Here is a 24,408-nt window from a genome sequence, read left to right on the forward strand (position 1 = left end):
AGAGATCATGGCCTATCTGAAGCTCGACCACGTCGACAAGACCTTCACCCGCGGCACCGCTACCACCGAAGTGCTGAAGGACATCAACCTCTCGATCGAGAAGGGCGAGTACGTCTCGATCATCGGCCATTCCGGCTGCGGCAAGTCGACGATGCTCAACATCGTGGCGGGGCTCACCACGGCCACGACCGGCGGCGTGCTGCTGGAGGAGCGCGAGGTCAATTCGCCGGGACCTGACCGCGCGGTGGTGTTCCAGAACCACAGCCTGCTGCCCTGGCTCACGGTCTATGAGAACGTGCGGCTCGGCGTCGACAAGGTGTTCGCCAAGACCAAGACCCGGGCCGAGCGCGATGCCTGGACCATGCACAATCTGAACCTCGTGCAGATGGCCCATGCCAAGGACAAGCGTCCGAACGAGATCTCCGGCGGCATGAAGCAGCGCGTCGGCATTGCCCGTGCGCTCGCCATGGAGCCGAAGGTGCTGCTGCTCGACGAGCCGTTCGGCGCGCTCGATGCGCTGACCCGGGCGCATCTGCAGGATTCCGTGATGGCCCTGCATCAGAAGCTCGGCAACACCATCCTGATGATCACGCACGATGTCGACGAGGCCGTGTTGCTGTCCGACCGTATCGTGATGATGACCAACGGTCCGAGCGCACGGATCGGCGAGGTGCTCGAGGTCGCGCTGCCGCGTCCGCGCAAGCGGCTCGAGCTCGCGACCAACGCGACCTACGTGAAGTGCCGCCAGCGCGTGCTGGAATTCCTCTATGAGCGCCATCGCTACGTCGAGGCGGCGTGACGATTCGAACGCGGAGGACGGATCGAACCGCCCTCCGCCTCGGGCGACTAACGGGTTCTCGTCTCCATCATCGAAGGATTTCCCATGACGCCGTCTCAGATCGCATTGGTTCAGGACAGCTTTGCCAAGGTCGCGCCGATCTCCGACCAGGCCGCGGGCATCTTCTACGATCGCTTGTTCGAGGTCGCGCCGCAGGTGCGGCCGATGTTTCCAGACGATCTCACCGAGCAGCGCAAGAAGCTGATGGCGACGCTGGCGGTCGTCGTCAATGGATTGGCGAACTTGCCTGCGATCCTGCCAGCGGCAAGCGCGCTGGCCAAGCGCCACGTCGATTATGGTGCCAAGCCCGAGCACTATCCGGTGGTCGGCTCTGCGCTGCTGTGGACCCTGGAGAAGGGACTGGGCGAGGCCTGGACGCCCGAGGTCGCCGAGGCCTGGACCGCGGCCTATGGCACGCTGTCCGGCTTCATGATCGCGGAAGCCTACGGCAAGGCGCAGGCTGCGGAGTAGCATCGTTGAGTGAACCGCTCGTCATCGTCGGCAATGGCATGGCCGCTGCAAAGCTGGCCGAGGAGCTGTCGCAGACCGCGCTCGGCCGCTACGCGATCGCCGTCATCGGCGAGGAGCCGCGTCTGGCGTACAACCGCGTGCTGCTGTCGTCGGTGCTGGCCGGCGAGGCCGCGTCCCACGAGATCGAGCTCAAGCCAGCCACCTGGTGGCGCGAGCGCGGCGTGACGCTGAAATACGGTGCGCGCGCGACCGCCATCGATGTCGGCCGCCGCGAGCTCCAGATCGAGAACGATGAGAACGTGGCGTTCTCGCGCCTGGTCCTGGCCACCGGCTCGCTGCCGCTGCGGCTTCCCGTGCCCGGCGCCGATCTGCCGGGCGTGCATACGTTCCGTGACAGCCGCGATACCGACGTGCTGTTGGCGCTCGCGGCGAAGAAGGGGCGCGTGGTGGTCGTCGGCGGCGGCCTGCTCGGGCTGGAAGCGGCCTATGGCCTGGCGCGTGCCGGCGCCAGGGTGACGCTGTTGCATCTGATGGACCGGCTGATGGAGCGGCAGCTCGATGCGCCGGCGGCCGCGTTGCTGAAGGCGCTGGTGGCGCGCAAGGGGATCGAGGTTCTGCTCAATGCCAGCACCGCGGCCATCCATGGGGACGGGCGGGTCGAAGGAGTCGAACTGGCCGATGGACGGCGCCTCGCCACCGACGCCGTGATCTTCGCGGCCGGAATCCGGCCGAACGTTGCGCTGGCGAAAGAGGCGGGGCTCGCCGTCAACCGCGGCATCGTCGTCGATGACGCCATGCAGACCTCGGCCCCCGGCATCTTCGCGCTCGGCGAATGCGCCGAGCATCGCGGCACCTGTTATGGGCTGGTCGAGCCTGCCTACGAGCAGGCGCGGGTGCTGGCGCGACATCTGGCCGGCCGCCAGGCGGCCTATGGCGGCAGCGTCGTGTCGACCAACTTGAAAGTGTCCGGCGTATCCGTGTTCTCGGCGGGCGACTTCATCGGCGCCGAGGGCAGCGAGGCGATCGTGCTCAACGATGCCAAACGCGGCATCTACAAGAAGCTCGTCATCACGGAGGGGCGCCTCACCGGCGCCGTGCTGATCGGTGAGACTCAGGACGCGTTGTGGTATCGCGAGCTGATCCGGAGCCGCGAGCCGGTTGCAGCGATTCGGACGGCGATGATGTTCGGCCGCGCGGGCGCGCGGCCGCAGGCAGCGTGAGAAGGGGCCACGCACGACGATGACGACGGTCGATCCGAAGCTGCTGACGGTGCGCACTGCGTGTCCTTACTGTGGTGTCGGTTGTGGCGTGCTCGCCACGCCCGACGGCCGCGGCGGCGCTGCCATCTCCGGCGATCCGATGCACCCCGCCAATCTCGGCCGGCTTTGCTCCAAGGGCTCGGCGCTCGGCGAGACGCTCGGGCTCGAGAGCCGGCTGCTGTACCCGATGATCCGCTGCAAGGGCGGCATGCAGCGGGTGGCGTGGAGCGATGCGCTCGATCACGTCGCGACCCGCCTGAAGCACATCGTCGCCCGCGACGGCGAGGATGCGGTGGCGTTCTATCTCTCCGGCCAGATGCTGACCGAGGACTATTACGTCGCCAACAAGCTGATGAAAGGCTTTCTCGGCTCGGCCAATGTCGACACCAACTCGCGGCTGTGCATGGCCTCGTCGGTCGCCGGCCACCGCCGCGCCTTCGGCGCCGACACCGTGCCCGGCACCTATGAGGATCTCGATCAGGCCGATCTGCTGGTCTTCGTGGGCAGCAATGCCGCCTGGTGCCATCCGGTGCTGTATCAGCGCATGCTGGCCAACAAGCAGACGCGCGGCGCCAGGTTCGTGGTCATCGATCCACGTCGCACCGACACGTCGAGCGACGCCGATCTGTTCCTGGGATTGAAGCCTGGCACTGATGCGGCGCTGTTCTCCGGCCTGCTGGTGCATCTCGCCGACAGCGGTGCGCTCGATCACGACTACATCAACGCTCACACCAGCGGCTTCGACGAGACCCTGGCTCGCGCCCGCAGCCTCGCCGGCAGCGCCGCGGCGACCGCGCTCGCCACCGGCCTGTCCGAGGTCGACGTCGTCGCCTTCTTCAAGCTGTTCCGCGATACTCCCAAGGTCGTCACCCTCTATTCGCAGGGCGTCAACCAGTCGGCGCAGGGCACCGACAAGGTCAACGCGATCCTCAACTGCCATCTCGCGACGGCGCGCATCGGCAAGCCGGGCATGGGGCCGTTCTCGCTGACCGGCCAACCCAATGCGATGGGCGGCCGCGAGGTCGGCGGGCTCGCCAACCAGCTCGCGGCCCACATGGGCTTCACGCCGCCAGACATCGACCGCGTCCGCCGCTTCTGGAAGGCCAAGGACATCGCCACCCATGAGGGTCTCAAGGCGGTGCAGATGTTCGAGGCGATCGCGCGCGGCGAGATCAAGGCGTTGTGGGTGATCGGCACCAACCCCGCGGTGTCGCTGCCGGACGCCGATCTGGTCCGCGCCGCGCTCAAGAAGCTCGAGCTGTTCGTCGTGTCCGAGAACGTCCGCTCCAACGACACCGTCGATGCCGGCGTCCACGTGCTGCTGCCGGCGCAGGCCTGGGGCGAGAAGTCGGGCACGGTCACCAATTCCGAGCGCCGCATCTCGCGCCAGCGCGCCTTCCTTGCGCCGGCCGGCGAGGCCATGCCGGACTGGTGGATCCTGAGCGAGGTCGGCAAACGGCTCGGCCACGCGGGCGCCTTCAACTACAACTCTGCGGCCGACGTGTTCCGCGAGCATGCGGCATTGTCGGCGTTCGAGAACGACGGCACGCGCGATTTCGACATCGGCGCGCTGGCCTCGCTCACTGACGACGAATACGAGACGATGGCGCCGGTGCAATGGCCGGCGCGCGCGGGCAAGCCGCCCGAGCCGCGCTTTTTCGCCGACGGCGCCTTCTTCACCAACGACAGCAAAGCGCGCTTCGTCGCGCCGGAAGTGCCGGCGCTGCGCGGTGAGACCACCGCCGCCCGCCCGCTGCGCCTGAACACCGGGCGCATCCGCGACCAGTGGCACACGATGACGCGCACGGGCTTGAGCCCGCGGCTATCAGCGCATCTGCCGGAGCCGTTCGTCGAGGTGCATCCGGACGACGCGCTGAAATACGGCCTGATGCATGACGGCTTCGCCAAGGTGACGACCGAGCACGGCCAGTGCATCCTCAAGGTCGTGGTCAGCGAGCGCCAGCAGCGCGGCATGCTGTTCGCGCCGATCCATTGGAACGCCACCAACGCCTCGCATGGCCGCGTCGGCGCGCTGGTCGCCTCCCACACCGATCCGTTCTCCGGCCAGCCCGAGGCCAAGGCGACCCCGGCTGCGATCAGTTCTTATGAGTACGTATTCCGCGGCTTCATCCTGTCGCGCAACGAGCTCACGCTGCCGTCCAACCTGTGGTGGGCACGCGCGACGGTGCAGGGCGGCTTGGGCTATCTGTTCGCCGATAACGGCGATCTGTCGCGCTGGCCGGCCTGGTTCAAGGCGCGCGCCACCGACGACGTCACGGACTACATGGATGTCGGCGGCGGCGTCTATCGCGCCGCGTCGTTCGCCGGCGATCGCATCGAAACCTGTCTCTTCGTCGGCCCCGGCCATGATGCCGGCGACTGGAACGTCGTGAAGACGATGTTCGCCGCCGATCGCCTCGACGACGACCAGCGCCGCGTGCTGCTGTCCGGCCGCGCGCCCGACGGCGTCGGCGGCGGCCCGATCGTCTGCGCCTGCTTCGGCGTCGGCCGCGATACCATCTGCGACGCCATCGCCGGCGGCGCGCGCACGCCCGCCGCCATCGGTGCGCAGCTCAAGGCCGGCACCAATTGCGGCTCGTGCATTCCGGAGATGAAGCGGCTGATCGCGCAGACGGCCACGGACGCCCCGCCCATCGCGGCGGCGAGCTAGCCGAGAACACTGTCATTCCGGGGCGAGGCCAACGGCCTCGAACCCGGAATCTCGACATGGTGGAAATGAAACAGCGCAAGACGAGCTCGGGATTCCGGGTTCGACGCTGACGCGTCGAACCGGAATGACGTGGGTGTGGAGGCGCGTCAGATGCCTTGAGCAGGGAGGCACCCAATCGACGTCGTGCGCCTCATCCACTATGCTCCCGCGCATGAAGCACAAGACATTCGGAACCGGCGGAGCCAGCGTCTCCGTCATCGGGCAGGGCACCTGGTATCTCGACCACGCCGATCGCAGCCGCGCCATCGCCACGTTGCGGCGCGGCCTGGATCTCGGCATGAGCCACATCGATACCGCGGAGATGTATGGCGATGCCGAGCTGGTCATCGCCGAGGCCATCGCCGGCCGGCGTGACGACGTATTCCTGGTCTCGAAGGTGCTGCCAAGCAACGCCTCGCGCAAGGGCACCATCACCGCCTGCGAGCGCTCGCTGAAGCGGCTGAAGACCGACCGGCTCGACTGCTATCTCCTGCACTGGCCGGGCTCCTATCCGCTCGCGGAAACGGTGGCGGCGTTCGAGGAGCTCAAGGCCGCCGGCAAGATCGGGTCCTGGGGCGTCAGCAATTTCGACGTCGACGATCTCGATGAACTGCTGAAGGTCGCAGGCGAGGGCAAGATCGCCTGCAACCAGGTGCTCTACCATCTGCAGGAGCGCGCCATCGAGCACGCGGTGATCCCGTGGTGCGGCCAGCATGGCGTCGCCGTCGTCGCCTACTCGCCGTTCGGCCATGACGACTTTCCGGAACGCCGCAGCGCCGGCGGCGAGGTGCTGCAGCGCATCGCGGAGCAGCATGGCGCAACGCCGCGCCAGATCGCGCTCGCCTTCCTGACGCGGGCGTCGTCGCTGCTCGCGATCCCCAAGGCGTCGCGGCCCGAGCATGCCGAGCAGAATGCCGCGGCCGGCGACATCGAGCTGACCGCAGCCGAGATCGCCGCAATCGATCGCGCCTTTCCGCGCGGGCCGAAGCCGCGCGGGCTGCCCATGCTGTAATGCAGCATCACGGAAAATTACGGATGTTTGCTACTCCGGCGCGTGGCAACGCATAAGTGCTGCCCGCTTCGATGGGTTGTCGCGGCGTCGCGATTGGCGTTTTGTCGCCACTCACCGAATCGTCCCCGTTCCAAAACTCCCGAGTTCGACCGTGACCCCGCCACCGAGTGCGGCCGCAGCCGCGCGCCTCGACGACGTGCCGACCTCCGTGCAGGAGAAGCCGCAGGCCACGCGCAAGCGCGCGCCCGCGCGGGCCGACCGGCCGTTCCGCGGCATCGCGCTGATCCTGCTGTCGACCGTGTTCCTCGGCACCTCGGACGTCACAGCGAAATATCTCTCGAAGACGCTGCCCTCGATCGAGATCACCTGGATCCGCTTCGTCATATTCGCAGCGATCATGGTGCCGGCGATGATCCCGGGCTCGCCGCTGTTCGCGATGCGCACCGAGCGGCTCAAGTTCCAACTGCTGCGCGGCGTTGCGCTGCTCGGCTCGTCGCTGATGTTCATCACCGGTTTACGCTATCTGCCGATCGCCGAGGCTTCCGCCACCGGCTTCGTCGCGCCGCTGTTCGTCACCGCGTTGTCGATCGTGTTCCTCAGCGAGAAGGTCGGCCTGCGCCGCTGGATCGCGACCGCGGTCGGGTTGTTTGGCGTGCTGATCATTCTCCGCCCCGGCACCGGCGCGTTCCATCTCGCCGCCTTGTTCCCGATCGCCTCGGCCTTCGCCTGGGCCTGCACGCTGATCATGACGCGGATGATGAGCGGGCGTGAGCACGCCATCACGATCATGACCTATTCGTCGATCGCCGGCCTCTGCGTGCTCACGGCAATCGTGCCGTTCGTCTGGACCACGCCGTCCTGGCAGGACATCGGCTTCGGCGTGCTGGTCGGCGTCGCCTCGACCATGGGGCAGTGGATCGTCGTGCTGGCGTTCCGCTATGCCGACGCCTCGGTGCTGGCGCCGTTCTCCTACACCCAGCTCCTGTGGGTCAGCATCCTCGGCTTCCTGGTGTTCGGCGAGGTGCCGGACGTCTGGACCATTGTCGGCGCCGCCTTCATCGTCTCCAGCGGCCTCTACACCGCCCATCGCGAGCGCGTCCGCCGCTCGCAACTGCTGCAGGTCGCCGGCGAGAGCTCGCCGAATCCGTGAGCCCTCGCTCGCGCATCCCTGGCGAATACGGGGGTGTGAATTTTTGGGCGGATGCGTTGCGCGATCGCCACAACCGGTGCGAAACGCGTAATGATCTGAAATCATTGGAAAAACGCATTCGCATCCCGTCCCGACCACCAAGTCTGAGCTGCTAGGTCTTGGACTGCACGAGAACGTGCAGAGCAGGGCTTGGGAGTGTCGGAGTGGGGATGTCGGGCGACAACACGGCTGTCCGCTGGCGGGTTGGCGGATTGGTGCTCGTGGTCGGGCTCGGGCTGACGACGGCCGCGCAGGCGCAAACCGACTACACCTGGGGCGGTCCCGGCGCCACGACGACGACCTCCGACTACAATCTCTCGACCAACTGGGAGACCCCGCCGGCCGGCGCGCCGCCGGCATCGGGCGGCCAGGAGGCGCTGTTCGGGGCCACCGGCGCATCGACCATCACGGTCACCGCGCCGATCAATCCGGATTCCTGGATCTTCCTCAGCAACGCCCAGTCCTATTCGATCGGCGGCGCCGACGTGAATTTCGGCGTCGCCGGCTCCGGCTGGGGCTTCATCAACAACGCCAATTCCGGCCAGACCATCACCATCGGCAACAACCTCGGCGAGACCGTTGCCGGCGTGCGCGCCGAATTGCTCGGCAACAGCACCACCATCCTGCTCGGCACCAATTCCTACTCCGGCGGCACCTTCATCGGCAGCGTCGCGACCCTGCAGCTCGGCGATGCCACCCACACCGCCCGGATCGTCGGCGACGTGTCGAATTTCGGCATCTTCAACATCGTTAGGGCCGACACGTCCGGCATCGTCTCGCTCACCAATGATGGCGGCACCACCAACTTCCTCGGTGCGAGCTCCGCCGGCACGATGACGATCGTGAACCAGTCGATCGCCACGACCGCGTTCGGTGTCGCCGGCGGCACGGACACGGCCACGGCCGGCAGCGCCGTGATCACCAACCATCAGGGCCGTACGCTGTTCAACGCCAGTACCAGCGCCGGCAACGCGACGATCACGAACGACACGTTCAGCATGCTGGCGTTCGTCAATGCCGCCACGGCCGCCAATGCGGTCATCACCAATGGCGGCAATTCCTACGTGATGTTCGGGATCGGCTTCGGCAGCGACACCCCGTCGGCCGGCAATGCCACCATCACCAACAACATGAACGGCCAGGTCCAGTTCAACGCCCATTCCACCGCGGCGAACGCGACCGTCACCACCAATGACGGCGGCTCGACGCTGTTCTTCGATCACGCCAGCGCCGGCTCCGCCACGATCATCACCAATGATGGCGGCCGCACCCGCTTCCTCGACAATACGACCGGCGGCACCGCCCAGTTCGTCACCAATGGCACCGGCGTGGTCGATTTCTCCGGTAGCACGGGTGTCAATGGCGACGGCCGCATCACCGCCGGCTCGCTGGCGGGCTCCGGCAACTACTACATCGGCGCCTTCAACACGCTGGTGGTCGGCGGCAACAATCTCTCCACCGAGGTCTCCGGCGTGATCGGCGACACCGATCCTTGCGGGTGCGGCACCATCGGCCCAGGCTCGCTGACCAAGGTCGGCAGCGGCAAGCTGACATTGTCCGGCGTCAATACCTATACCGGCACGACCACGATCGACGGCGGCATCCTCGCCGTGAACGGCTCGATCGCCGGCAGCAATGTCGTGGTGAATTCCGGCGGCGCGCTCGGCGGCAACGGCATCGTCGGTAGCACGCTGGTCAATGGCGGCGCACTCGCGCCGGGCAATTCGATCGGGCTGCTCACCGTGCAGGGCAACCTCGTGTTCACGACGGCTGCGAGCTACATGGTCGAGGTATCCCCGGCCAATGCCGATCGGGTCAACGTGACGGGAACGGCGACGCTCGGCGGCGCCACCGTGCAGGCGAGTTTCGCGCCCGGCAGCTACGTCAACAAGCAGTACACGATCGTCAATGCGACCGGCGGCGTCAGCGGCACCTTCAATGCGCTGGTCAACACCAACCTGCCGGCCAATTTCACTTCTCGTCTGAGCTACGACGCCAACAACGTCTATCTGAACCTGACGCTTGGCTCGACCGGCACCAACAACACCAACCAGCAGAACGTCACGGACACCACGACCGGCTATTTCAATCGCACCGGCGGCATTCCGCTCGCCTTCGGCGCGCTGACCCCGGCCGGCCTGACGCAGGTCTCCGGCGAGATCGCCACCGCTCCGCAGCAGGCGATGTTCGACTCGATGAAGATCTTTCTTGGCCTGATGACCGATCCTTTCGTCGCCGGTCGCAGCGCGAACGCATCTAGTCCGGCTGCAGCGTTCGCCGACGCAGGGAAGGGCGCCGCGCCGCGCGATGCCTTCGCGCGCATGCAGGTGAAGGCCACACCGGCCCAGCGCTTCGATGAGCGCTGGAGCACCTGGGCCGCGCCGTTCGGCGGCGGCTCGTTCACCGATGGCAACGCCGCGCTCGGCTCGAACAACGCCACGATCCGCGAGGTCGGCTTGGCCGCCGGCGCCGATTACATCGTGTCGCCGAGCTGGCTGGCCGGCTTCGCGCTGTCCGGCGGCGGCACCAGCTTCGGCGTCAATGGCGGCGGCAGCGGCCGCTCCGACCTGTTCCAGGCTGGCGCCTTCGCCCGCTATCGCAACGGCCCGAATTATCTTGCCGCCGCGCTCGCCTATGGCTGGCACGACGTGACCACCGACCGCACCGTGACCGTCGCCGGCGTCGACCAGCTCCGCGCCCGCTTCAATGCGTCGGCCTATTCGGCCCGCCTCGAGGCCGGCCGCCGCTATGCCACGCCGTGGGGCGGGATCACGCCCTATCTCGGCGGCCAGGCGACGGCTTACGTGCTGCCGTCCTATGCCGAGCAGGTGCTCTCCGGCGCCGGGACCTTCGCGCTGACCTATGCCGGCAAGACCGTGACCGATGCGCGCATCGAGATCGGCGCGCGTTTCGACCGGGCTTTCGTGCTCGCCGATGGCGTGTTGTCGCTGCGCGGCCGCGCCGCCTGGGCGCACAATTTCAACCCGGATCGCACCATGACCGCCGGCTTCCAGCTGCTCCCGGGCACGAGTTTCGTCGTCAACGGCGCTGCGCAGTCGCGCGACCTTGCGCTGACCACGGCCTCGGCCGAAATGGCCTGGCGCAACGGCTGGTCGGCGGCTGTGACCTTCGAGGGCGAGTTCTCGTCCATCAGCCGCTCCTACGCCGGCAAGGGCGTGCTGCGCTACAGTTGGTGATTGCGCGACGTCGTGTGGCTTGGAGCCGGCGTGCACCGATGCTAGGGGTGCGCTGAGCAACAAGAACAACAGGGAGCACGACGCCATGATCAACCTGACGCCCGAGACCGTCCTGCCCGACGACGGCACCAGCGGGACGCTGGTCGGCCGGGTCTGGCGCCCCGACGTGGACGGACCGGCCGTGGTCGCGGTGCGCGATGACGGCGTTTATGACGTCACCTCGGCTTTCCCCACCGTCAGCGCCCTCTGCGAGCACGACGATCCGGCGGCGGCCCTGCGCGCGATGAAAGGCGAGCGCATCGGCGATCTCGCCGCCATCCTCGCCAACACGCCGCCGGATCGCCGCAATCCGGCCAAGCCGTGGCTGCTGGCGCCGGTCGATCTGCAGGTGCTGAAGGCCGCGGGTGTCACCTTCGCGATCTCGATGCTGGAGCGTGTCATCGAGGAGCGCGCGCGCGGCAACCCGGCCTCCGCCGAGGCGATCCGCAAGGAGGTGGTGCGTCTCGTCGGCGACGATTTCTCCAAGCTCAAGCCGGGCTCGGACCAGGCGATGCACCTGAAGCAGGTGCTGATCGAGCAGAACGCCTGGAGCCAGTATCTCGAGGTCGGCATCGGGCCCGATGCCGAGGTCTTCACCAAGGCGCCGACCTTGTCATCTGTCGGCACCGGCATGGATGCCGGGCTGCATCCGAAATCGACCTGGAACAATCCGGAGCCGGAGGTGGTGCTGGCGGTGTCGAGCCGCGGCCGCATCGTCGGCGCGATGCTCGGCAATGACGTCAACCTGCGCGACTTCGAGGGCCGCTCGGCGCTGCTGCTGTCAAAGGCCAAGGACAACAACGCCTCCTGTGCCATCGGCCCGCTGCTGCGGCTGTTCGACAAGAGCTTTTCGCTCGACGACGTCAGGCAAATGGATGTCGCGCTGACCGTGACCGGCAGCGACGGCTTCGTGCTCGACGGTCATTCCTCCATCAGCAAGATCAGCCGCGATCCGACCGATCTCGTCGCCCAGACCATCGGCGCCGTGCATCAATATCCCGACGGCTTCGCGCTGTTCCTCGGCACGATGTTCGCGCCCGTCAAGGACCGCGACGCGCCGGGCCAGGGTTTTACGCACAAGCGCGACGACATCGTCACCATTTCAGCGCCGCAGCTCGGCCGCCTCGTCAACCGCATGCGCAACAGCGACGAATGCGAGCCGTGGACTTTCGGCGTCGGTGCCTTGATGCGGAGTTTGGCGCGGCGCAAGCTGATCTGAGGCTTGCTTAGTCGTTATTCCGTCATGCCCGGGCTTGTCCCGGGCATCCACGTCCTCCCACGTATGCCGAATGACGTGGATGGCCGGGACAAGCCCGGCCATGACGACATGGAGATAGACGAGGACGGCGCTCTGGTCCTCGTATGCGGTCGCCCTGTTGCGGATACCCGGCCGCAGTCCTCACACGTGCCCCGACGCCATCTGCCCGGCGGCGCGGCGGGCGCGCTCCTGCAACTGCGTGGGATCGCCCAGCGCGGCACGCTCTCGCACCACCGACAATGCATGGTCGCGCTCGGCCGCCGCGCTGCGGCGCGGCTCGGGGCGGCGCAGGCCGAGATCATCCTCGATCGGATCCTTCGGCACCAGCGATAGCGCCCGCTCGAACGGATCGAGCGAAGCCTCACGGCCCTTGCCGCTGTCGCGGCTCGGCTCGGGCTCCGGCGGCCGCCGCGCCACCAGCGTCTTGATGCGTCCGATCAGGCCGGACGGCGCTTCCGGCGGAGCTGGGTCGAACGGATCGGCATAGAAGGTCGCGCCGGCCTTCTCGACCATGCCGGCGAGCGCGCTGACCATGCGCGGCGAGCCGCAGGCATAGACGACGTCGGAGGCGGTCAAGGTCGGCATGTGCGGCTCGATCCGTCCGGTGCGGATCGAGGGATGATTGATCGGGCCTTCCTCGACGGTCGGGATGATCGTGACGTTGGGCAGCCGCGCGAGCTGTGCCAGGATCGGCGTCATGTAGAGCTGCGGCAGCTTCTTGGCGCCGGCGATGATCACCATCGGCCGGCCGCGCTGCTCGCGCAGCGCCATCGCCGCGATCGCCCAGATCGGCGCAAAGCCGGTGCCGCTGCCGACGAGGATCAGCCGGCCGGTCCCGCCGGGGCGCAGGAACGCATGGCCGTAGGGCCCCTGGATGCGCAAGCGATGGCCGGGACGGATGCCGCTGCCGAGCGCCGTCGTCACGCGGCCGCCGCGCACGCGCTTGATGTTGAGATGGATGACGCGGCCGCCGATGCGGCCGTCGAACGAGGCGGTGGGGCTGTAGGCGCGCGCCGGATAGCCGTTGAAGGTGAACTTGAAGTACTGCCCCGGCAGATAGCTGATGCTCTTCTCCGGGGCGATCATCAGCTCCATGATGTCGGGCGCGACCTCGCGCAGGCCGACCAGGCGCGCCTTGCTGGTGTCGATCTCGGGCACGTCCTCCATCTCGACGTCGAGGTCGGACACGACGCGCGCCTGGCAGGCGTAGATCATGCCCTGCGTATGCGTCTCGCCGCACACCGTCTGGCCCTTGGAGACATGAACCATGCAGGTGCCGCAGGTGCCGGCGCGGCAGTCGAACGGAATCTCGACGCCGTTGGCCAGCGCGCCATCGAGCAGCACGTCACCCGCGCGGACGCGGAACTGGCGGCCCTTGACGGTGACGGTCCTGAAGTTCGACATGGTTCACTCCTCGATCGAATACGCTGTGACAATGTGGGCTGAAGGACGCCGCGGGATCACGCCCTGTCGGGTGAGACGCGGATGAGGTTCTTGTTGGCCGTGCTCTCGAACCGGCTCGACCAGTAGTTCGAGGCCATCACCGGCCGCTTCAGCCAGCTCACCTTCGGCGAGCGCAGCACCAGGAACCAGAAGAAGAACGGCGTCGTGACGAGGTGCGAGACCAGCGGAAACCAGTCCGGCAGCAGCGACGCCGGACCGGGCAGGCGATACCAATAGTAGGTGCTGACCGCCGTCGCGGCGAAGATGCGGTGCATCCGGGTGCGGGTGGCCGGCTTGTAGCGCAGCATGTGCTCGCCGATCCTGAACACGATGTAGCTGATGACGGCCGCGCCGAACGGCCAGACATAGGCAGTGATGATCTCGGCACTCCCGACCTGCTGCGGCGGATAATCCGGCACCTGGAACCAGCCCCAGACGAAGCCGGGAAAGCTGCCGATCAGGAAGTTGCCGAGGAACTGCTGCACCTTCGTCGGCACGCCCGCGGTCGGCGTCAGCTCCGGCGTCGAGTCCGGGCACGGATTGCTGCAGGCCTCGCAGATATTGCAGCGGGCGTTCTTGAAGGTGAGAGCGGGGTTGGTGCCGTACAGACGCTCGACGGGGTGGATCGGGCACAGCGAGGTGCACCAGCCCGAGCGCATCTCGAACACCGAGCCCATCGCGAACGCCATGACCGCAGCCGACAGCAGCATGAGCGCCGTCAACGGCCCGTCAACATTGAGTCCGATGCGCCGCATCGGCACGACGATGAAGAGCGAGGTTACGCTGATCACCGCTAAGGTCGCCGCGCCCCATTCCGGCATCCGGATGTTCTGCGAGATGCCCATCTTGTTCGGCAAGAGATGAAAGGTCGCCATCGGACAGATGTTGCGCCACAGGCCGGGCGAGATCGTCACCAGCGCCGGCGCGACCGGAATCAGCAGATTCCACATCAGGGCGATGCCGAGCGCAGGGAAGAACAGCAGCAGATTCACCAGCAGCACGCCGACGACCAGCATGACCGTCTGCATGGTCAGCCAGAATCGCCGCTCGGCCCGGCCGGTGCTGCGGCTGCCCGGCTGCGCGGCCGGCTGATACCTGGCGGGAGCCACCTGCACGGCCACGTGTGTGAGCGGCCGGGCCTCTCGACGGTGCGAAGCGTAGTCGTATTGGGACGAACGTTGAGCGCTGTTGTTTCGCATTGCTTTCCAGGACGCTGGTTACTTGGCACGGCGCGCTGGTGTGACGAGGCCGGGCCAGACGTGCTCGTCCGCCAGGCCTGTTAGTTCGCGTCATCAGCGCATGCTGTGCCGCGGAATCTGCCGACGAGATGTGGCGCTTTTTGACGGCCAATATGGACGTGTCTGGGCCATGCTGCGGTGGGCCTGCGGCCGTTTGATCTGGATCAAATCGAGGAGCATCAAGCATTTGATCTGGATCGAGGTTTGTTTTCGAGTGCGTTTGATCTGGATCAATGACGGCCTTCACCGTGACAGATCGCAGGCGCAATGAAGGCGCGTGTGCGTGGGATGCGGCATGCGAAAGCTGCCCGTCGGGCAAATCGGGGCGTGCGCGAGAAATCCTGTCCAGCCCTGTGCGGAAAAATAAATCGCTTGTCTATTTCGTAAAATCAGCATTAGAGTCCCGCCCGTTCCGTTGCGTCGGAGGGGACGTATCGCGGTCGTCATGGACGTCGGCAGCGGAATGCGATGGGCGTGTGTCGTTGCAGCGTGATCATTCGCGCGGACGAACAGCGATGCACGCACGGTCAAGTCGCGCGGTCCTGGCACCCCGATGCTGGTGTCCCGCGGCGGAGCGCGCAAAGCGCATCGTCGCGCACGGTGGCCAAAAGCCGGCGCACCGGGGAGAACGCGAAGCAGCCGTCAAAACCATCGCGCAGGGAGGGCCGGGCGTGTTCGGCCAGACCTGTGGTACCTGCCGCCTGCATTTTTTTTTCGCAGGCGGGCCACGGGCGCGGCCAGCGCCCGGCCTTCCCTGCGCCCTCTGTTGTCGAGGAGGGTGAAGCGATCAGCATAGCTCGGGCGCAACCCGCCGCGGGACTGCGAACGCATGTGGCGATAGATCGCCGGCGTTGGGGGACGAGCGCTCTCGCCCAGGATTCCAGTGTCGTCCCGGCGAACGCCGGGACACATAACCCCAGGGAGATGTTGTTGCGCACGATGTCGACCCAGTCTTTCTTCACAATAACTGCCGCGGAGTATGGGTCCCGGCGTTCGCCGGGACGACAGCTGAGATTGCTGAGGCAGCTGGCCTCACACCGGCAGCGCGATCGAATACTTCACCTGGCTCAGCGCAAAGCTACTTTCGATCGAGGCGATGCCGTCGAGACGAGTCAGCTTGGTTTTCAGGAACGCTTCATAGGAGGAGAGATCAGCCGCGACCACGCGCAGCAGGTAGTCGCGATTCCCCGTCATCAGATAGCACTCCAGCACCTCGGGCCAGGCCGAGATCGCCTTCTCGAACCGCTTCAGATCCTCCTCCTTCTGCCGCGCCAGCTTGATGGAGATGAAAACGGAGACGTGCAGCCCCAGCGCCTTCTGGTCGACGGTGGCGATGTAGCGGGTGATGACGCCGCGCTCCTCCAGCAGCTTGACGCGGCGGTGGCAGGGCGACACCGACAGTCCGACCTTGTCGGCGAGCTCCTGCATGGTGATGCGGCCGTCGGCCTGGAGATGGGCGAGGATCTTGCGGTCGATGGCGTCGAGGTCGGGCATTGGGATGGCATCCCTAGAAGTGGTGATCGGATGGAAAAATATCCCAATAATGGCCCATGATGCGCGAAAATTTGAGAATTATGGTCTCGTCGACAGGATTAGGCTTGCAGAATCCAAACAATCCCCCGGGAGCCGCGCCATGGCCACGCCATCCGCACCGTCAGACCGTCTCGACATGCTGAACGCGCTGGCCCGCAAGGCGCTGTGGCTGTCGTCCTGGACCATTCATCACGCCAACCACATCCGGCCGAATATTGACGGCCTCAAGGTCGGCGGCCACCAGGCCTCCTCGGCCTCGCTCGCGACCATCATGTCGGCGCTGTACTTCTCGGTGCTGCGCCCGGAGGACCGCGTCGCGGTGAAGCCGCATGCCAGCCCGGTGTTTCACGCCATCCAGTATCTGTTCGGCCGGCAGACCCGCGAGAAGCTGGAGAATTTCCGCGGCTTCAAGGGCGCGCAGTCCTATCCCTCGCGCACCAAGGACATCGACGACGTCGATTTCTCGACCGGCTCGGTCGGCCTCGGCGTCGCTCAGACGCTGTTCTCGTCGCTGGTGCAGGACTACGTCAAGGCGCATGGCTGGATGAAGGACCGCCGCGAAGGCCGCATGATCGCGCTGGTCGGCGATGCCGAGATGGACGAGGGCAACATCTTCGAGGCGCTGGCGGAGGGCTGGAAGCACGGCCTGCGCAACACCTGGTGGATCGTGGACTACAACCGCCAGAGCCTGGACGCCGTCGTGCGCGAAGGCCTGTGGGAGAAGTTCGAGACCATGTTCCGCAATTTCGGCTGGGACGTGGTGATCGTGAAATACGGCAAGCTGATGCGCGAGGCGTTCGCCGAGCCCGGCGGCGAGGCCTTGCGGCGCTGGATCGACAACTGCCCGAACGCGCTCTATGCGGCGCTGTGCTTCCAGGGCGGCGCCGCCTTCCGCAAGCACATCCAGGACGACATCGGCGATCAGGGCGACGTCACGCGGCTGCTCGACAAGCGCAGCGACGACGAGCTGCTGGCGCTGATGTCCAATCTCGGCGGCCACGACATGGCGAGCATGCTGGAGGCGTTCGAGTCCATCGATCACGACCGCCCGGTCTGCTTCATCGCCTACACGATCAAGGGTGTTGGCCTGCCGTTCCAGGGCCACAAGGACAATCACGCCGGCCTGATGACCGTCGCGCAGATGGAGAAATGGCGCGCCCAGCAGAACATCCGCCCCGGCCATGAGTGGGACAAGTTCGAAGGCCTGAAGCAGGACCCGGCAAAGCTGGAGGCGTTTCTCGCCGCCGTGCCGTTCAATCGCGACGGCCGCCGGCTTGACGATGCCGTGTTCGACGTGCCGGAGCGGCTGACCTTTACGGCCGCGGCGCAGATGTCGACGCAGCAGGGCTTTGGCCTGATCCTCAACGATCTCGCGCGCAGCGACACCGCGATGGCCTCGCGCATCGTGACGTCGTCGCCCGACGTCACCGTGTCGACCAATCTCGGCGCCTGGGTCAACCGCCGCGGCCTGTTCGCGCGCGCCGAGAAGGCCGACCTGTTCCGTAGCGAGAAGATCCCGTCGACCTTCAACTGGGCGGCATCGCCGAAGGGCCAGCACATCGAGCTCGGCATCGCCGAGATGAACCTGTTCATCATGGCCTCCGCGCTCGGCCTGTCGCACGCCATCAATGGCGCCCGGCTGCTGCCCGTGGTGACCTTGTACGATCCCTTCATCGAGCGCGGCCTCGATGCGCTGAACTACGCCTGCTATCAGGATGCGCGCTTCATGGTGGCGGCAACGCCGTCGGGCGTGACGCTGGCACCGGAAGGCGGCGCGCATCAGTCGATCGCAACGCCGCTGATCGGCATGGCGCAGGACGGGCTGTCGTCGTTCGAGCCGGCCTTCGTCGATGAGCTCGCCGCGATCATGAAATGGGGCTTTGCCCACATGCAGCGCGAGGCAGGCGAGGGCGGCTCGCTCTATCTGCGGCTATCGACGCGCACCATCGATCAGCCGCAGCGGATCATGACGCCGGAGCTGGAATCCGACATCGCCGCCGGCGCCTATTGGCTGCGCAAGCCGGGGCCGAATGCGGAGGTGATCGTCGCCTATACCGGCGCCCTTGCTCCAGAGGCGATCGAGGCGACCGGCCTGATCGGCGAATCCCGGCGCGACGTCGGCCTGCTCGCGATCACCTCGGCGGACCGGCTGCATGCGGGATGGACGGCGGCGCGCAGCCTGCGCCGGCATCGCCGCGGCGTGCAGCATCTCAGCCATATCGAGCAGTTGCTGGCGCCGCTGCCGCGCGACTGCGGCATCGTCACCGTGATCGACGGCCACCCGGCGACGCTCGGCTGGCTCGGGTCGGTGCGCGGCCATCGTGTCGAGGCGCTCGGCGTCGAAAAGTTCGGCCAGACCGGCACGATCGACGATCTCTATCGCCACAACGGCATGGATGCCAACGCGATCATCGATGCGGCCGAGAGCCTCACCGGCGCTCCGGTGCGGCATCGCAAGATGGCGGTGTGAGGGCGGGGGGAAGAGGGAGCTGAAAACAGCTGCGCCGTCTCCCCCACCTGGATGAAGGAGACGGCGTCGCAACTTGGAGCAAAAGGGCTAGGTGCTGAAAAGCTACGCAATAAAAACTGGCGAAGTCATTCGTTGTGAAATGTTTTCCAGCGTCCTTTCGAGATGCTGGGCTGTCTATGAAGGAGAGAGTAATCGGCACGACCGGGCCACGATGTGAAGCAGTTCACATGTTGAAAATGAATCTGCAGGACTGGGAATTCTGCCATCCGGAATGATCGCCGCAATCGCATTTGCTGCGATGCAAAATGGAGCGGCGACGAAACGCAGGTCCGTCGGCTTGCGCCGGTCGCGGCCTTGCTCCTATATCCGCGGGACGCAACCCCGGTCCCCGCATGTGGCGGGTTCATCCCGCGGATCGCGCGTGCCAGGATGCCGGCCGCGTGCTGCCGCCCCCTCCAGATGCTTCCACGTGAAGAGGTTTTCCGATGGTCAATCGCCTGCAATTCTACATCGACGGCGCCTGGGTCGATCCGGTCGTCAAGAAGTCCACGCCGGTCGTGAATCCGGCGACTGAAGAGGCGATGTACGAGGTTGCGCTGGGCTCCAAGGCCGATGTCGACAAGGCGGTCGCCGCCGCCAAGCGCGCCTTCGAGACGTTCTCGCAGACCTCGCGCGAGGAGCGCGTCGCGCTGTTCGAGAAGATCATCGCCGTCTACAAGGGCCGCATGAAGGAAATCGGTGCTGCCGTCTCCGACGAGATGGGCGCGCCGCTGCCGATGGCGGAGAAGCTGCAGGCGGGCGCCGGTCTCGGCCATCTGATGTCGACGCTCGATGTGCTGAAGAAATACGAGTTCGAGGAGACGCTGCCGGCGTCCGTGGTGGTGCGCGAGCCGGTCGGCGTTGTCGGCATGATCACGCCGTGGAACTGGCCGCTCAACCAGATCGCCTGCAAGGTCGCCCCGGCGCTGGCCGCGGGCTGCACCATGATCCTGAAGCCGTCGGAGTTCACCCCGACCTCGGCGCTGATCTTCGCCGAGATCCTGCACGAGGCCGGCGTGCCGAAGGGCGTGTTCAACCTGATCAACGGCCTCGGGCCGGAGGTCGGTGCCGCCATGAGCGAGCATCCGGACATCGACATGATCTCGTTCACCGGCTCGACCCGCGCCGGCATCGACGTCGCCAAGCGCGCCGCGCCGACCGTGAAGCGCGTCAGCCAGGAGCTCGGCGGCAAGTCGCCGAACGTGATCCTGGAGGGGGCCGATCTGGTCAAGGCGGTGACCGGCGGCGTCATGCACATGTTCAACAATTCCGGCCAGTCCTGCAACGCGCCGTCGCGCATGATCGTGCCCGCCGCGCGGATGAAGGAAGTGGCTGCCATCGCGAAGGGCGTTGCCGACAAGACCAAGGCCGGCGATCCCCGCGGCGAAGGCACCACGATCGGCCCGGTCGTCAATCGCGGCCAGTGGGACAAGATCCAGGCGCTGATCAACAAGGGCATCGAGGAGGGCGCGACCCTGGTCGCCGGCGGTCCCGGCCTGCCCGAGGGCGTCAACAAGGGCTTCTACGTGCGGCCGACGATCTTCGCCGACGTCAAGCCCGAGATGACGATCTCGCGCGAGGAGATCTTCGGGCCGGTGCTGGTCATCATCCCCGCCAAGGACGAGGCCGAGGCGGTCAAGATCGCCAACGACACGCCCTATGGTCTCGCCGGCTACGTCACCGCGCCGACGATCGAGAAGGCCCGCGAGGTCGGCCGCAAGATCCGCGCCGGCAACGTCAATCTGCAGGGCGTGCCCAACGACCGCACCGCGCCGTTCGGCGGCTACAAGCAGTCCGGCAACGGCCGCGAATGGGGCAAGTTCGGTCTCGAGGAATACCTCGAGGTCAAGGCGGTCGCAGGCTACAACGCGGCTTGATCGCGTGAGGGCGCGTAGGGTGGGCAAAGCGCAGCGTGCCCACCACTCACGCCGACAACGAAGCTGGTGGGCACGGCGCTCCGCGCCTTTGCCCACCCTACCAATTGGACACTCAGCCGCCCAGCGCGCCCTGCGTGTTGACGTAGAGCGCGTAGATCGACTGGCTGGCGGCCATGAACAGGCGGTTGCGCTTGAGGCCGCCAAAGCAGACGTTGGCGCAGCGCTCGGGCAGGGCGATGCGGCCGATCGGAGCTCCGTCAGGCGCGAACACCATGACGCCGTCGAGCTCAGGGCTGCCCATGCCCCAGCCGCACCAGAGATTGCCGTCGACGTCGCAGCGCATGCCGTCCGGCGTGCCCGGGCCGGCATCGATGTGGATGCGCTTGTTGGTAAGCTTGGTACCGTCGCCGGAGACGTCGTAGGCGAGGATCTTGCGGGTCGGCGCGCCGCGGGATTCGACGACGTAGAGGATGCTCTCGTCGGGCGAGAAGCACAGCCCGTTCGGTCCCAGCACGCCCTCGGCGACGATGGTCGCCCGGCCGGTGGTGCCGTCGATCCGGTACACGTTGGCGTCGATCTCGGGCTCGGCCTTGTAGCCCTCGTAATTGCCGAGCAGTCCGAAGGTCGGATCGGTGAACCAGATCGAGCCGTCGGATTTGACCACGACGTCGTTCGGCGAATTCAACCGCTTGCCGTCGAAGCTGTCGATCAGCACCGTGATCGAGCCGTCATATTCGGTGCGGGTGACGCGGCGGCCGCCATGCTCGCAGGTGACCAGCCGGCCCTGCCGGTCGCGGGTGTTGCCGTTGGCGAAGTTGGAGGGCTTGCGGAACACCGAGACCCCCCCGGTCTCCTCCTCCCATTTGAGGATGCGCTGGTTGGGAATGTCGCTGCACAAGAGATAGCGGCCGTCGCCGAACCACACCGGCCCTTCGGCCCAGCGCAGGCCCGTCGCCAGCCGCTCGACGGCCGACAATTTGAGCCAGTATTTCTCGAAGCGCGGATCGAGCGTCTGGATCGCCGGATCGGGATAGAAGGTGGCAGGGCGAAAGCCCTGGGCGTGAGCGTTTCCGTCGGACATCTGGCCGGTCCTGTTATTGCACCGTTACGATCTCTGCTATCATCCGCAAGCAATGACCGCAAACCTGCGGGCCGAACACGAGGGATGAAATGCCACATATCTTGATGACCGGAGCGAGCGGTGGAATCGGCACTTCCTTGCGGAAGCTGCTCCCGCCGATCTATCCGGACCTTCTGCTCAGCGATCTCCGACCGCCTGCCGATCTCTCCAGCCAGGAGACGTTCAAGGCGGCCGATCTTGCCGACCTCTCCCAGGTCGAAGCACTGTGCGATGGCATCGACGGCATCATCCATTTCGGCGGCTATTCGGTCGAAGGTCCATGGAATGACATCCTGCAGGCCAACATCATCGGCGGCTACAACCTGTTCGAGGCGGCTCGCCGCAAGGGCGTCAAGCGCGTGGTGTTCGCGTCGTCAAACCACGCGGTTGGTTTCTATCCGCGCCATCGCAAGATCGACAACGACGTGCAACCGCGTCCCGACGGCCGCTACGGCGTCAGCAAGGTGTTCGGCGAAGCGCTCGGCTCGCTCTATGCCGACAAGCACGGGCTGAAGGTGACGTGCATCCGCATCGGCAATTTCGGCGACAAGCCGCTCGACCGGCGCCGGCTGTCGATCTGGCTGAAGCCGGAGGATCTGGTCGAGCTCTGCCGCATCGGCCTCGAGCATCCGGACATTCATTTCGATGTGCTCTATGGCGCCTCGTTGAACGAGCGCGCCTGGTGGGACAATCAGCGCGCCTACGATCTCGGCTATCGCCCGACCGGCCGCGCCGAGGATTTCCGCGAGCATGCTTTTGCGGAGCAAGCCAAGCTGCCCGCCGATCCGATCGGCGACTACTTCCAGGGCGGCGCTTTCTGCACCACCGAGTTCGATGGCGACACCAGCCGGATCATCGACTGGGGGTAATTGGGCGTCGTCATTCCGGGGCGCGTCCGCAGGACGCGAACCCGGAATCTCGATGTGAGAGCGCAAGACAACTTCTGGATTCCTGGTTCGCGCTTCGCGCGCCCCGGAATGACGTTGAGAATGAAAGAAGAGAAGACCATGACCGATGGCCTGCGCAAGGGACTGACTGCCTACGGCGATGCCGGCTTCTCGCTGTTCCTGCGCAAGGCCTTCATCAAGGCCGCCGGCTATTCGGACGACGCGCTCGACCGGCCCATCGTCGGCATCACCAACACCTACAGCGACTACAACCCCTGCCATGGCAACGTGCCGCAGATCCTAGAAGCGGTGAAGCGCGGGGTCATGCTGTCCGGCGCGATGCCGTTCGTGTTTCCGACGATCTCGATCGCCGAGAGCTTCGCGCATCCGACCTCGATGTATCTGCGCAACCTGATGGCGATGGAAACCGAGGAGATGATCCGTGCCCAGCCGATGGATGCGGTTGTCGTCATCGGCGGCTGCGACAAGACCTTGCCGGCGCAGATCATGGCGGCGGTGTCGGCCGACCTGCCGACGGTGGTCATCCCCGTTGGTCCGATGGTGGTCGGTCATCACAAGGGCGAGGTGCTCGGCGCCTGCACCGATTGCCGCAGGCTGTGGGCGAAGTATCGCGCCGGCGAGATGGACGGCAGCGAGATCGAGGCGGTCAACGGCCGGCTGGCGCCGTCGGTCGGCACCTGCATGGTGATGGGAACGGCCTCGACGATGGCCTGCATCACCGAGGCCCTCGGATTGTCGCTGCCGATGAGCGCAACGATTCCGGCGCCGCATGCCGAGCGCTTCCGTTCGGCCGAAGCCAGCGGACGCGTCGCGGCCGAGATGGCCAAGGCCAAGGGGCCGAAACCGAGCGAGCTGCTGACGCCGGCCGCCTTCAAGAATGCGCAGGTGGTGCTGCAGGCAATCGGCGGCTCGACCAATGGCCTGGTGCATCTCACCGCGATCGCTGGCCGGACCCCGCACACAATCGATCTCGATGCATTCGACCGCATCGGCCGCGAGGTGCCGGTGCTGGTCGATCTCAAGCCATCCGGCGATCACTACATGGAGCATTTCCACCACGCCGGCGGCGTGCCGAAGCTGATGAAGCAGCTCGGTGATCTCATCGATCTCGATTGCCGCTCGATCACCGGCCAGTCGCTGCGCGACATCGTGGCCGCCGCCGAGGACGTGCCGGGGCAGGACGTGATCCGCTCGCGCGGTGACGCGATCAAGCCGGAGGGCGGGCTCGCGGTGCTGCGCGGCAATCTCGCGCCGCGCGGCGCGGTCATCAAGCATTCGGCGGCAAGCCCCAAGCTGCTGCAGCACACCGGGCGCGCCGTCGTGTTCGAGTCGATCGAGGACATGACCCTGCGGGTCGATGATCCCGATCTCGACGTCTCGGCGGACGACGTGCTGGTGCTGCGCAACGCCGGACCCAAAGGCGCGCCGGGCATGCCGGAGGCCGGCTATCTGCCGATCCCGAAGAAGCTCGCGCGCGGCGGCACCAAGGACATGGTGCGCATCTCCGATGCGCGCATGAGCGGCACCGCCTTTGGCACCATCGTCCTTCACATCACGCCGGAGTCCGCCGTCGGCGGGCCGCTGGCGCTGGTGCGGACCGACGACATGATCCGGCTCGACGTCGCCAAGCGCAGCATTGACCTGCTGGTCGACGACGCCGAGCTGGACCGGCGCCGAGCTGCGCTGAAGCAAGCCCCGACGCCGGAATGGGCGGAGCGCGGCTATGCGCACCTCTTTCATGAGACGATCCTGCAGGCCGACGACGGCTGCGATTTCGACTTCATGCGCCGGAAAGGGAAGGGGTGAG

The 24,408-nt window shown here is 66.4% G+C and carries 16 protein-coding genes; 12 read left to right on the forward strand and 4 right to left on the reverse strand.

Going from position 1 to position 24,408, the window contains the following annotated elements; genetic code table 11:
• The first annotated feature begins 7 nt into the window (after positions 1 to 7).
• From QX039_RS09410 to QX039_RS09445, 8 genes are all read left to right on the forward strand, one after another.
• On the forward strand, positions 8 to 799 hold the full coding sequence (locus tag QX039_RS09410) for an ABC transporter ATP-binding protein (protein WP_315737171.1): 792 nt from the start codon (positions 8 to 10) through the stop codon (positions 797 to 799).
• An 84-nt stretch (positions 800 to 883) separates the two neighbouring features.
• A complete protein-coding gene (locus QX039_RS09415; RefSeq protein WP_315737172.1) occupies positions 884 to 1,309 on the forward strand; it encodes a globin family protein in 426 nt (141 codons plus the stop codon).
• Between the two features lie 5 nt (positions 1,310 to 1,314).
• Entirely contained in the window at positions 1,315 to 2,529 is a 1,215-nt protein-coding gene (locus QX039_RS09420) for an NAD(P)/FAD-dependent oxidoreductase (RefSeq protein ID WP_315737173.1), read from the forward strand.
• Positions 2,530 to 2,548: 19 nt separating this feature from the next.
• Positions 2,549 to 5,239, forward strand: a complete 2,691-nt coding sequence (locus tag QX039_RS09425) for a molybdopterin-dependent oxidoreductase (protein WP_315737174.1) — start codon at positions 2,549 to 2,551, stop codon at positions 5,237 to 5,239.
• A 211-nt stretch (positions 5,240 to 5,450) separates the two neighbouring features.
• On the forward strand, positions 5,451 to 6,290 hold the full coding sequence (locus QX039_RS09430; protein WP_315737175.1) for an aldo/keto reductase: 840 nt from the start codon (positions 5,451 to 5,453) through the stop codon (positions 6,288 to 6,290).
• 196 nt (positions 6,291 to 6,486) lie between these two features.
• Positions 6,487 to 7,440, forward strand: coding sequence for a DMT family transporter (locus tag QX039_RS09435; protein WP_315737709.1), 954 nt, complete (start codon positions 6,487 to 6,489; stop codon positions 7,438 to 7,440).
• Positions 7,441 to 7,649: 209 nt separating this feature from the next.
• Positions 7,650 to 10,676: an autotransporter domain-containing protein gene (locus QX039_RS09440; RefSeq protein ID WP_315772446.1), complete on the forward strand. Its 3,027-nt coding sequence runs from the start codon at positions 7,650 to 7,652 to the stop codon at positions 10,674 to 10,676.
• Positions 10,677 to 10,761: 85 nt separating this feature from the next.
• Complete coding sequence (locus tag QX039_RS09445; RefSeq protein WP_315772448.1) at positions 10,762 to 11,934, forward strand: fumarylacetoacetate hydrolase family protein; 1,173 nt, start codon at positions 10,762 to 10,764, stop codon at positions 11,932 to 11,934.
• Between the two features lie 180 nt (positions 11,935 to 12,114).
• Here QX039_RS09445 and QX039_RS09450 read toward each other — a convergent pair whose 3' ends face one another.
• The 3 genes from QX039_RS09450 to QX039_RS09460 all read right to left on the reverse strand — a co-directional run bounded on the left by QX039_RS09450 (position 12,115) and on the right by QX039_RS09460 (position 16,148).
• The gene (locus QX039_RS09450; protein ID WP_315737178.1) at positions 12,115 to 13,377 is read right to left on the reverse strand and encodes a 2Fe-2S iron-sulfur cluster-binding protein; all 1,263 of its coding nucleotides are present in this window, start codon (positions 13,375 to 13,377) and stop codon (positions 12,115 to 12,117) included.
• 56 nt (positions 13,378 to 13,433) lie between these two features.
• Positions 13,434 to 14,537 (reverse strand): ferredoxin, encoded by a 1,104-nt coding sequence (locus QX039_RS09455; RefSeq protein WP_315737179.1) that lies wholly within the window; start codon positions 14,535 to 14,537, stop codon positions 13,434 to 13,436.
• Positions 14,538 to 15,686: 1,149 nt separating this feature from the next.
• Positions 15,687 to 16,148, reverse strand: a complete 462-nt coding sequence (locus tag QX039_RS09460) for an Lrp/AsnC family transcriptional regulator (protein WP_315737180.1) — start codon at positions 16,146 to 16,148, stop codon at positions 15,687 to 15,689.
• Positions 16,149 to 16,287: 139 nt separating this feature from the next.
• Here QX039_RS09460 and QX039_RS09465 point away from each other — a divergent pair, with 139 nt between their 5' ends.
• Both QX039_RS09465 and QX039_RS09470 read left to right on the forward strand, forming a co-directional pair.
• A complete protein-coding gene (locus QX039_RS09465; protein WP_315737181.1) occupies positions 16,288 to 18,657 on the forward strand; it encodes a transketolase in 2,370 nt (789 codons plus the stop codon).
• Positions 18,658 to 19,142: 485 nt separating this feature from the next.
• Positions 19,143 to 20,573 carry an aldehyde dehydrogenase family protein gene (locus QX039_RS09470; RefSeq protein WP_315772449.1) on the forward strand — a complete coding sequence of 477 codons (1,431 nt, stop codon included), beginning with the start codon at positions 19,143 to 19,145 and terminating at the stop codon, positions 20,571 to 20,573.
• 112 nt (positions 20,574 to 20,685) lie between these two features.
• On the opposite strand, the gene QX039_RS09475 is transcribed toward QX039_RS09470, so the two are convergent.
• Positions 20,686 to 21,654: an SMP-30/gluconolactonase/LRE family protein gene (locus QX039_RS09475; protein ID WP_315772450.1), complete on the reverse strand. Its 969-nt coding sequence runs from the start codon at positions 21,652 to 21,654 to the stop codon at positions 20,686 to 20,688.
• A gap of 89 nt (positions 21,655 to 21,743) precedes the next feature.
• Here QX039_RS09475 and QX039_RS09480 point away from each other — a divergent pair, with 89 nt between their 5' ends.
• Both QX039_RS09480 and QX039_RS09485 read left to right on the forward strand, forming a co-directional pair.
• Positions 21,744 to 22,562 (forward strand): NAD(P)-dependent oxidoreductase, encoded by an 819-nt coding sequence (locus QX039_RS09480; RefSeq protein ID WP_315737184.1) that lies wholly within the window; start codon positions 21,744 to 21,746, stop codon positions 22,560 to 22,562.
• A 138-nt stretch (positions 22,563 to 22,700) separates the two neighbouring features.
• Positions 22,701 to 24,407, forward strand: a complete 1,707-nt coding sequence (locus QX039_RS09485) for an IlvD/Edd family dehydratase (RefSeq protein ID WP_315772563.1) — start codon at positions 22,701 to 22,703, stop codon at positions 24,405 to 24,407.
• Position 24,408 lies beyond the last annotated feature (1 nt).

The organism is Bradyrhizobium sp. SZCCHNR1043, from assembly GCF_032489675.1.
Taxonomy (GTDB): Bacteria; Pseudomonadota; Alphaproteobacteria; order Rhizobiales; family Xanthobacteraceae; genus Bradyrhizobium.

Bases quoted from the DNA above. Each gene is read 5' to 3' on its own strand.
- QX039_RS09410 (WP_315737171.1), top strand. From the start codon at position 8: ATGGCCTATCTGAAGCTCGACCACGTCGACAAGACCTTCACCCGCGGC.
- QX039_RS09415 (WP_315737172.1), top strand. From the start codon at position 884: ATGACGCCGTCTCAGATCGCATTGGTTCAGGACAGCTTTGCCAAGGTC.
- QX039_RS09425 (WP_315737174.1), top strand. From the start codon at position 2,549: ATGACGACGGTCGATCCGAAGCTGCTGACGGTGCGCACTGCGTGTCCT.
- QX039_RS09430 (WP_315737175.1), top strand. From the start codon at position 5,451: ATGAAGCACAAGACATTCGGAACCGGCGGAGCCAGCGTCTCCGTCATC.
- QX039_RS09440 (WP_315772446.1), top strand. From the start codon at position 7,650: ATGTCGGGCGACAACACGGCTGTCCGCTGGCGGGTTGGCGGATTGGTG.
- QX039_RS09445 (WP_315772448.1), top strand. From the start codon at position 10,762: ATGATCAACCTGACGCCCGAGACCGTCCTGCCCGACGACGGCACCAGC.
- QX039_RS09450 (WP_315737178.1), bottom strand. From the start codon at position 13,377: ATGTCGAACTTCAGGACCGTCACCGTCAAGGGCCGCCAGTTCCGCGTC.
- QX039_RS09460 (WP_315737180.1), bottom strand. From the start codon at position 16,148: ATGCCCGACCTCGACGCCATCGACCGCAAGATCCTCGCCCATCTCCAG.
- QX039_RS09465 (WP_315737181.1), top strand. From the start codon at position 16,288: ATGGCCACGCCATCCGCACCGTCAGACCGTCTCGACATGCTGAACGCG.
- QX039_RS09470 (WP_315772449.1), top strand. From the start codon at position 19,143: ATGGTCAATCGCCTGCAATTCTACATCGACGGCGCCTGGGTCGATCCG.
- QX039_RS09475 (WP_315772450.1), bottom strand. From the start codon at position 21,654: ATGTCCGACGGAAACGCTCACGCCCAGGGCTTTCGCCCTGCCACCTTC.
- QX039_RS09480 (WP_315737184.1), top strand. From the start codon at position 21,744: ATGCCACATATCTTGATGACCGGAGCGAGCGGTGGAATCGGCACTTCC.
- QX039_RS09485 (WP_315772563.1), top strand. From the start codon at position 22,701: ATGACCGATGGCCTGCGCAAGGGACTGACTGCCTACGGCGATGCCGGC.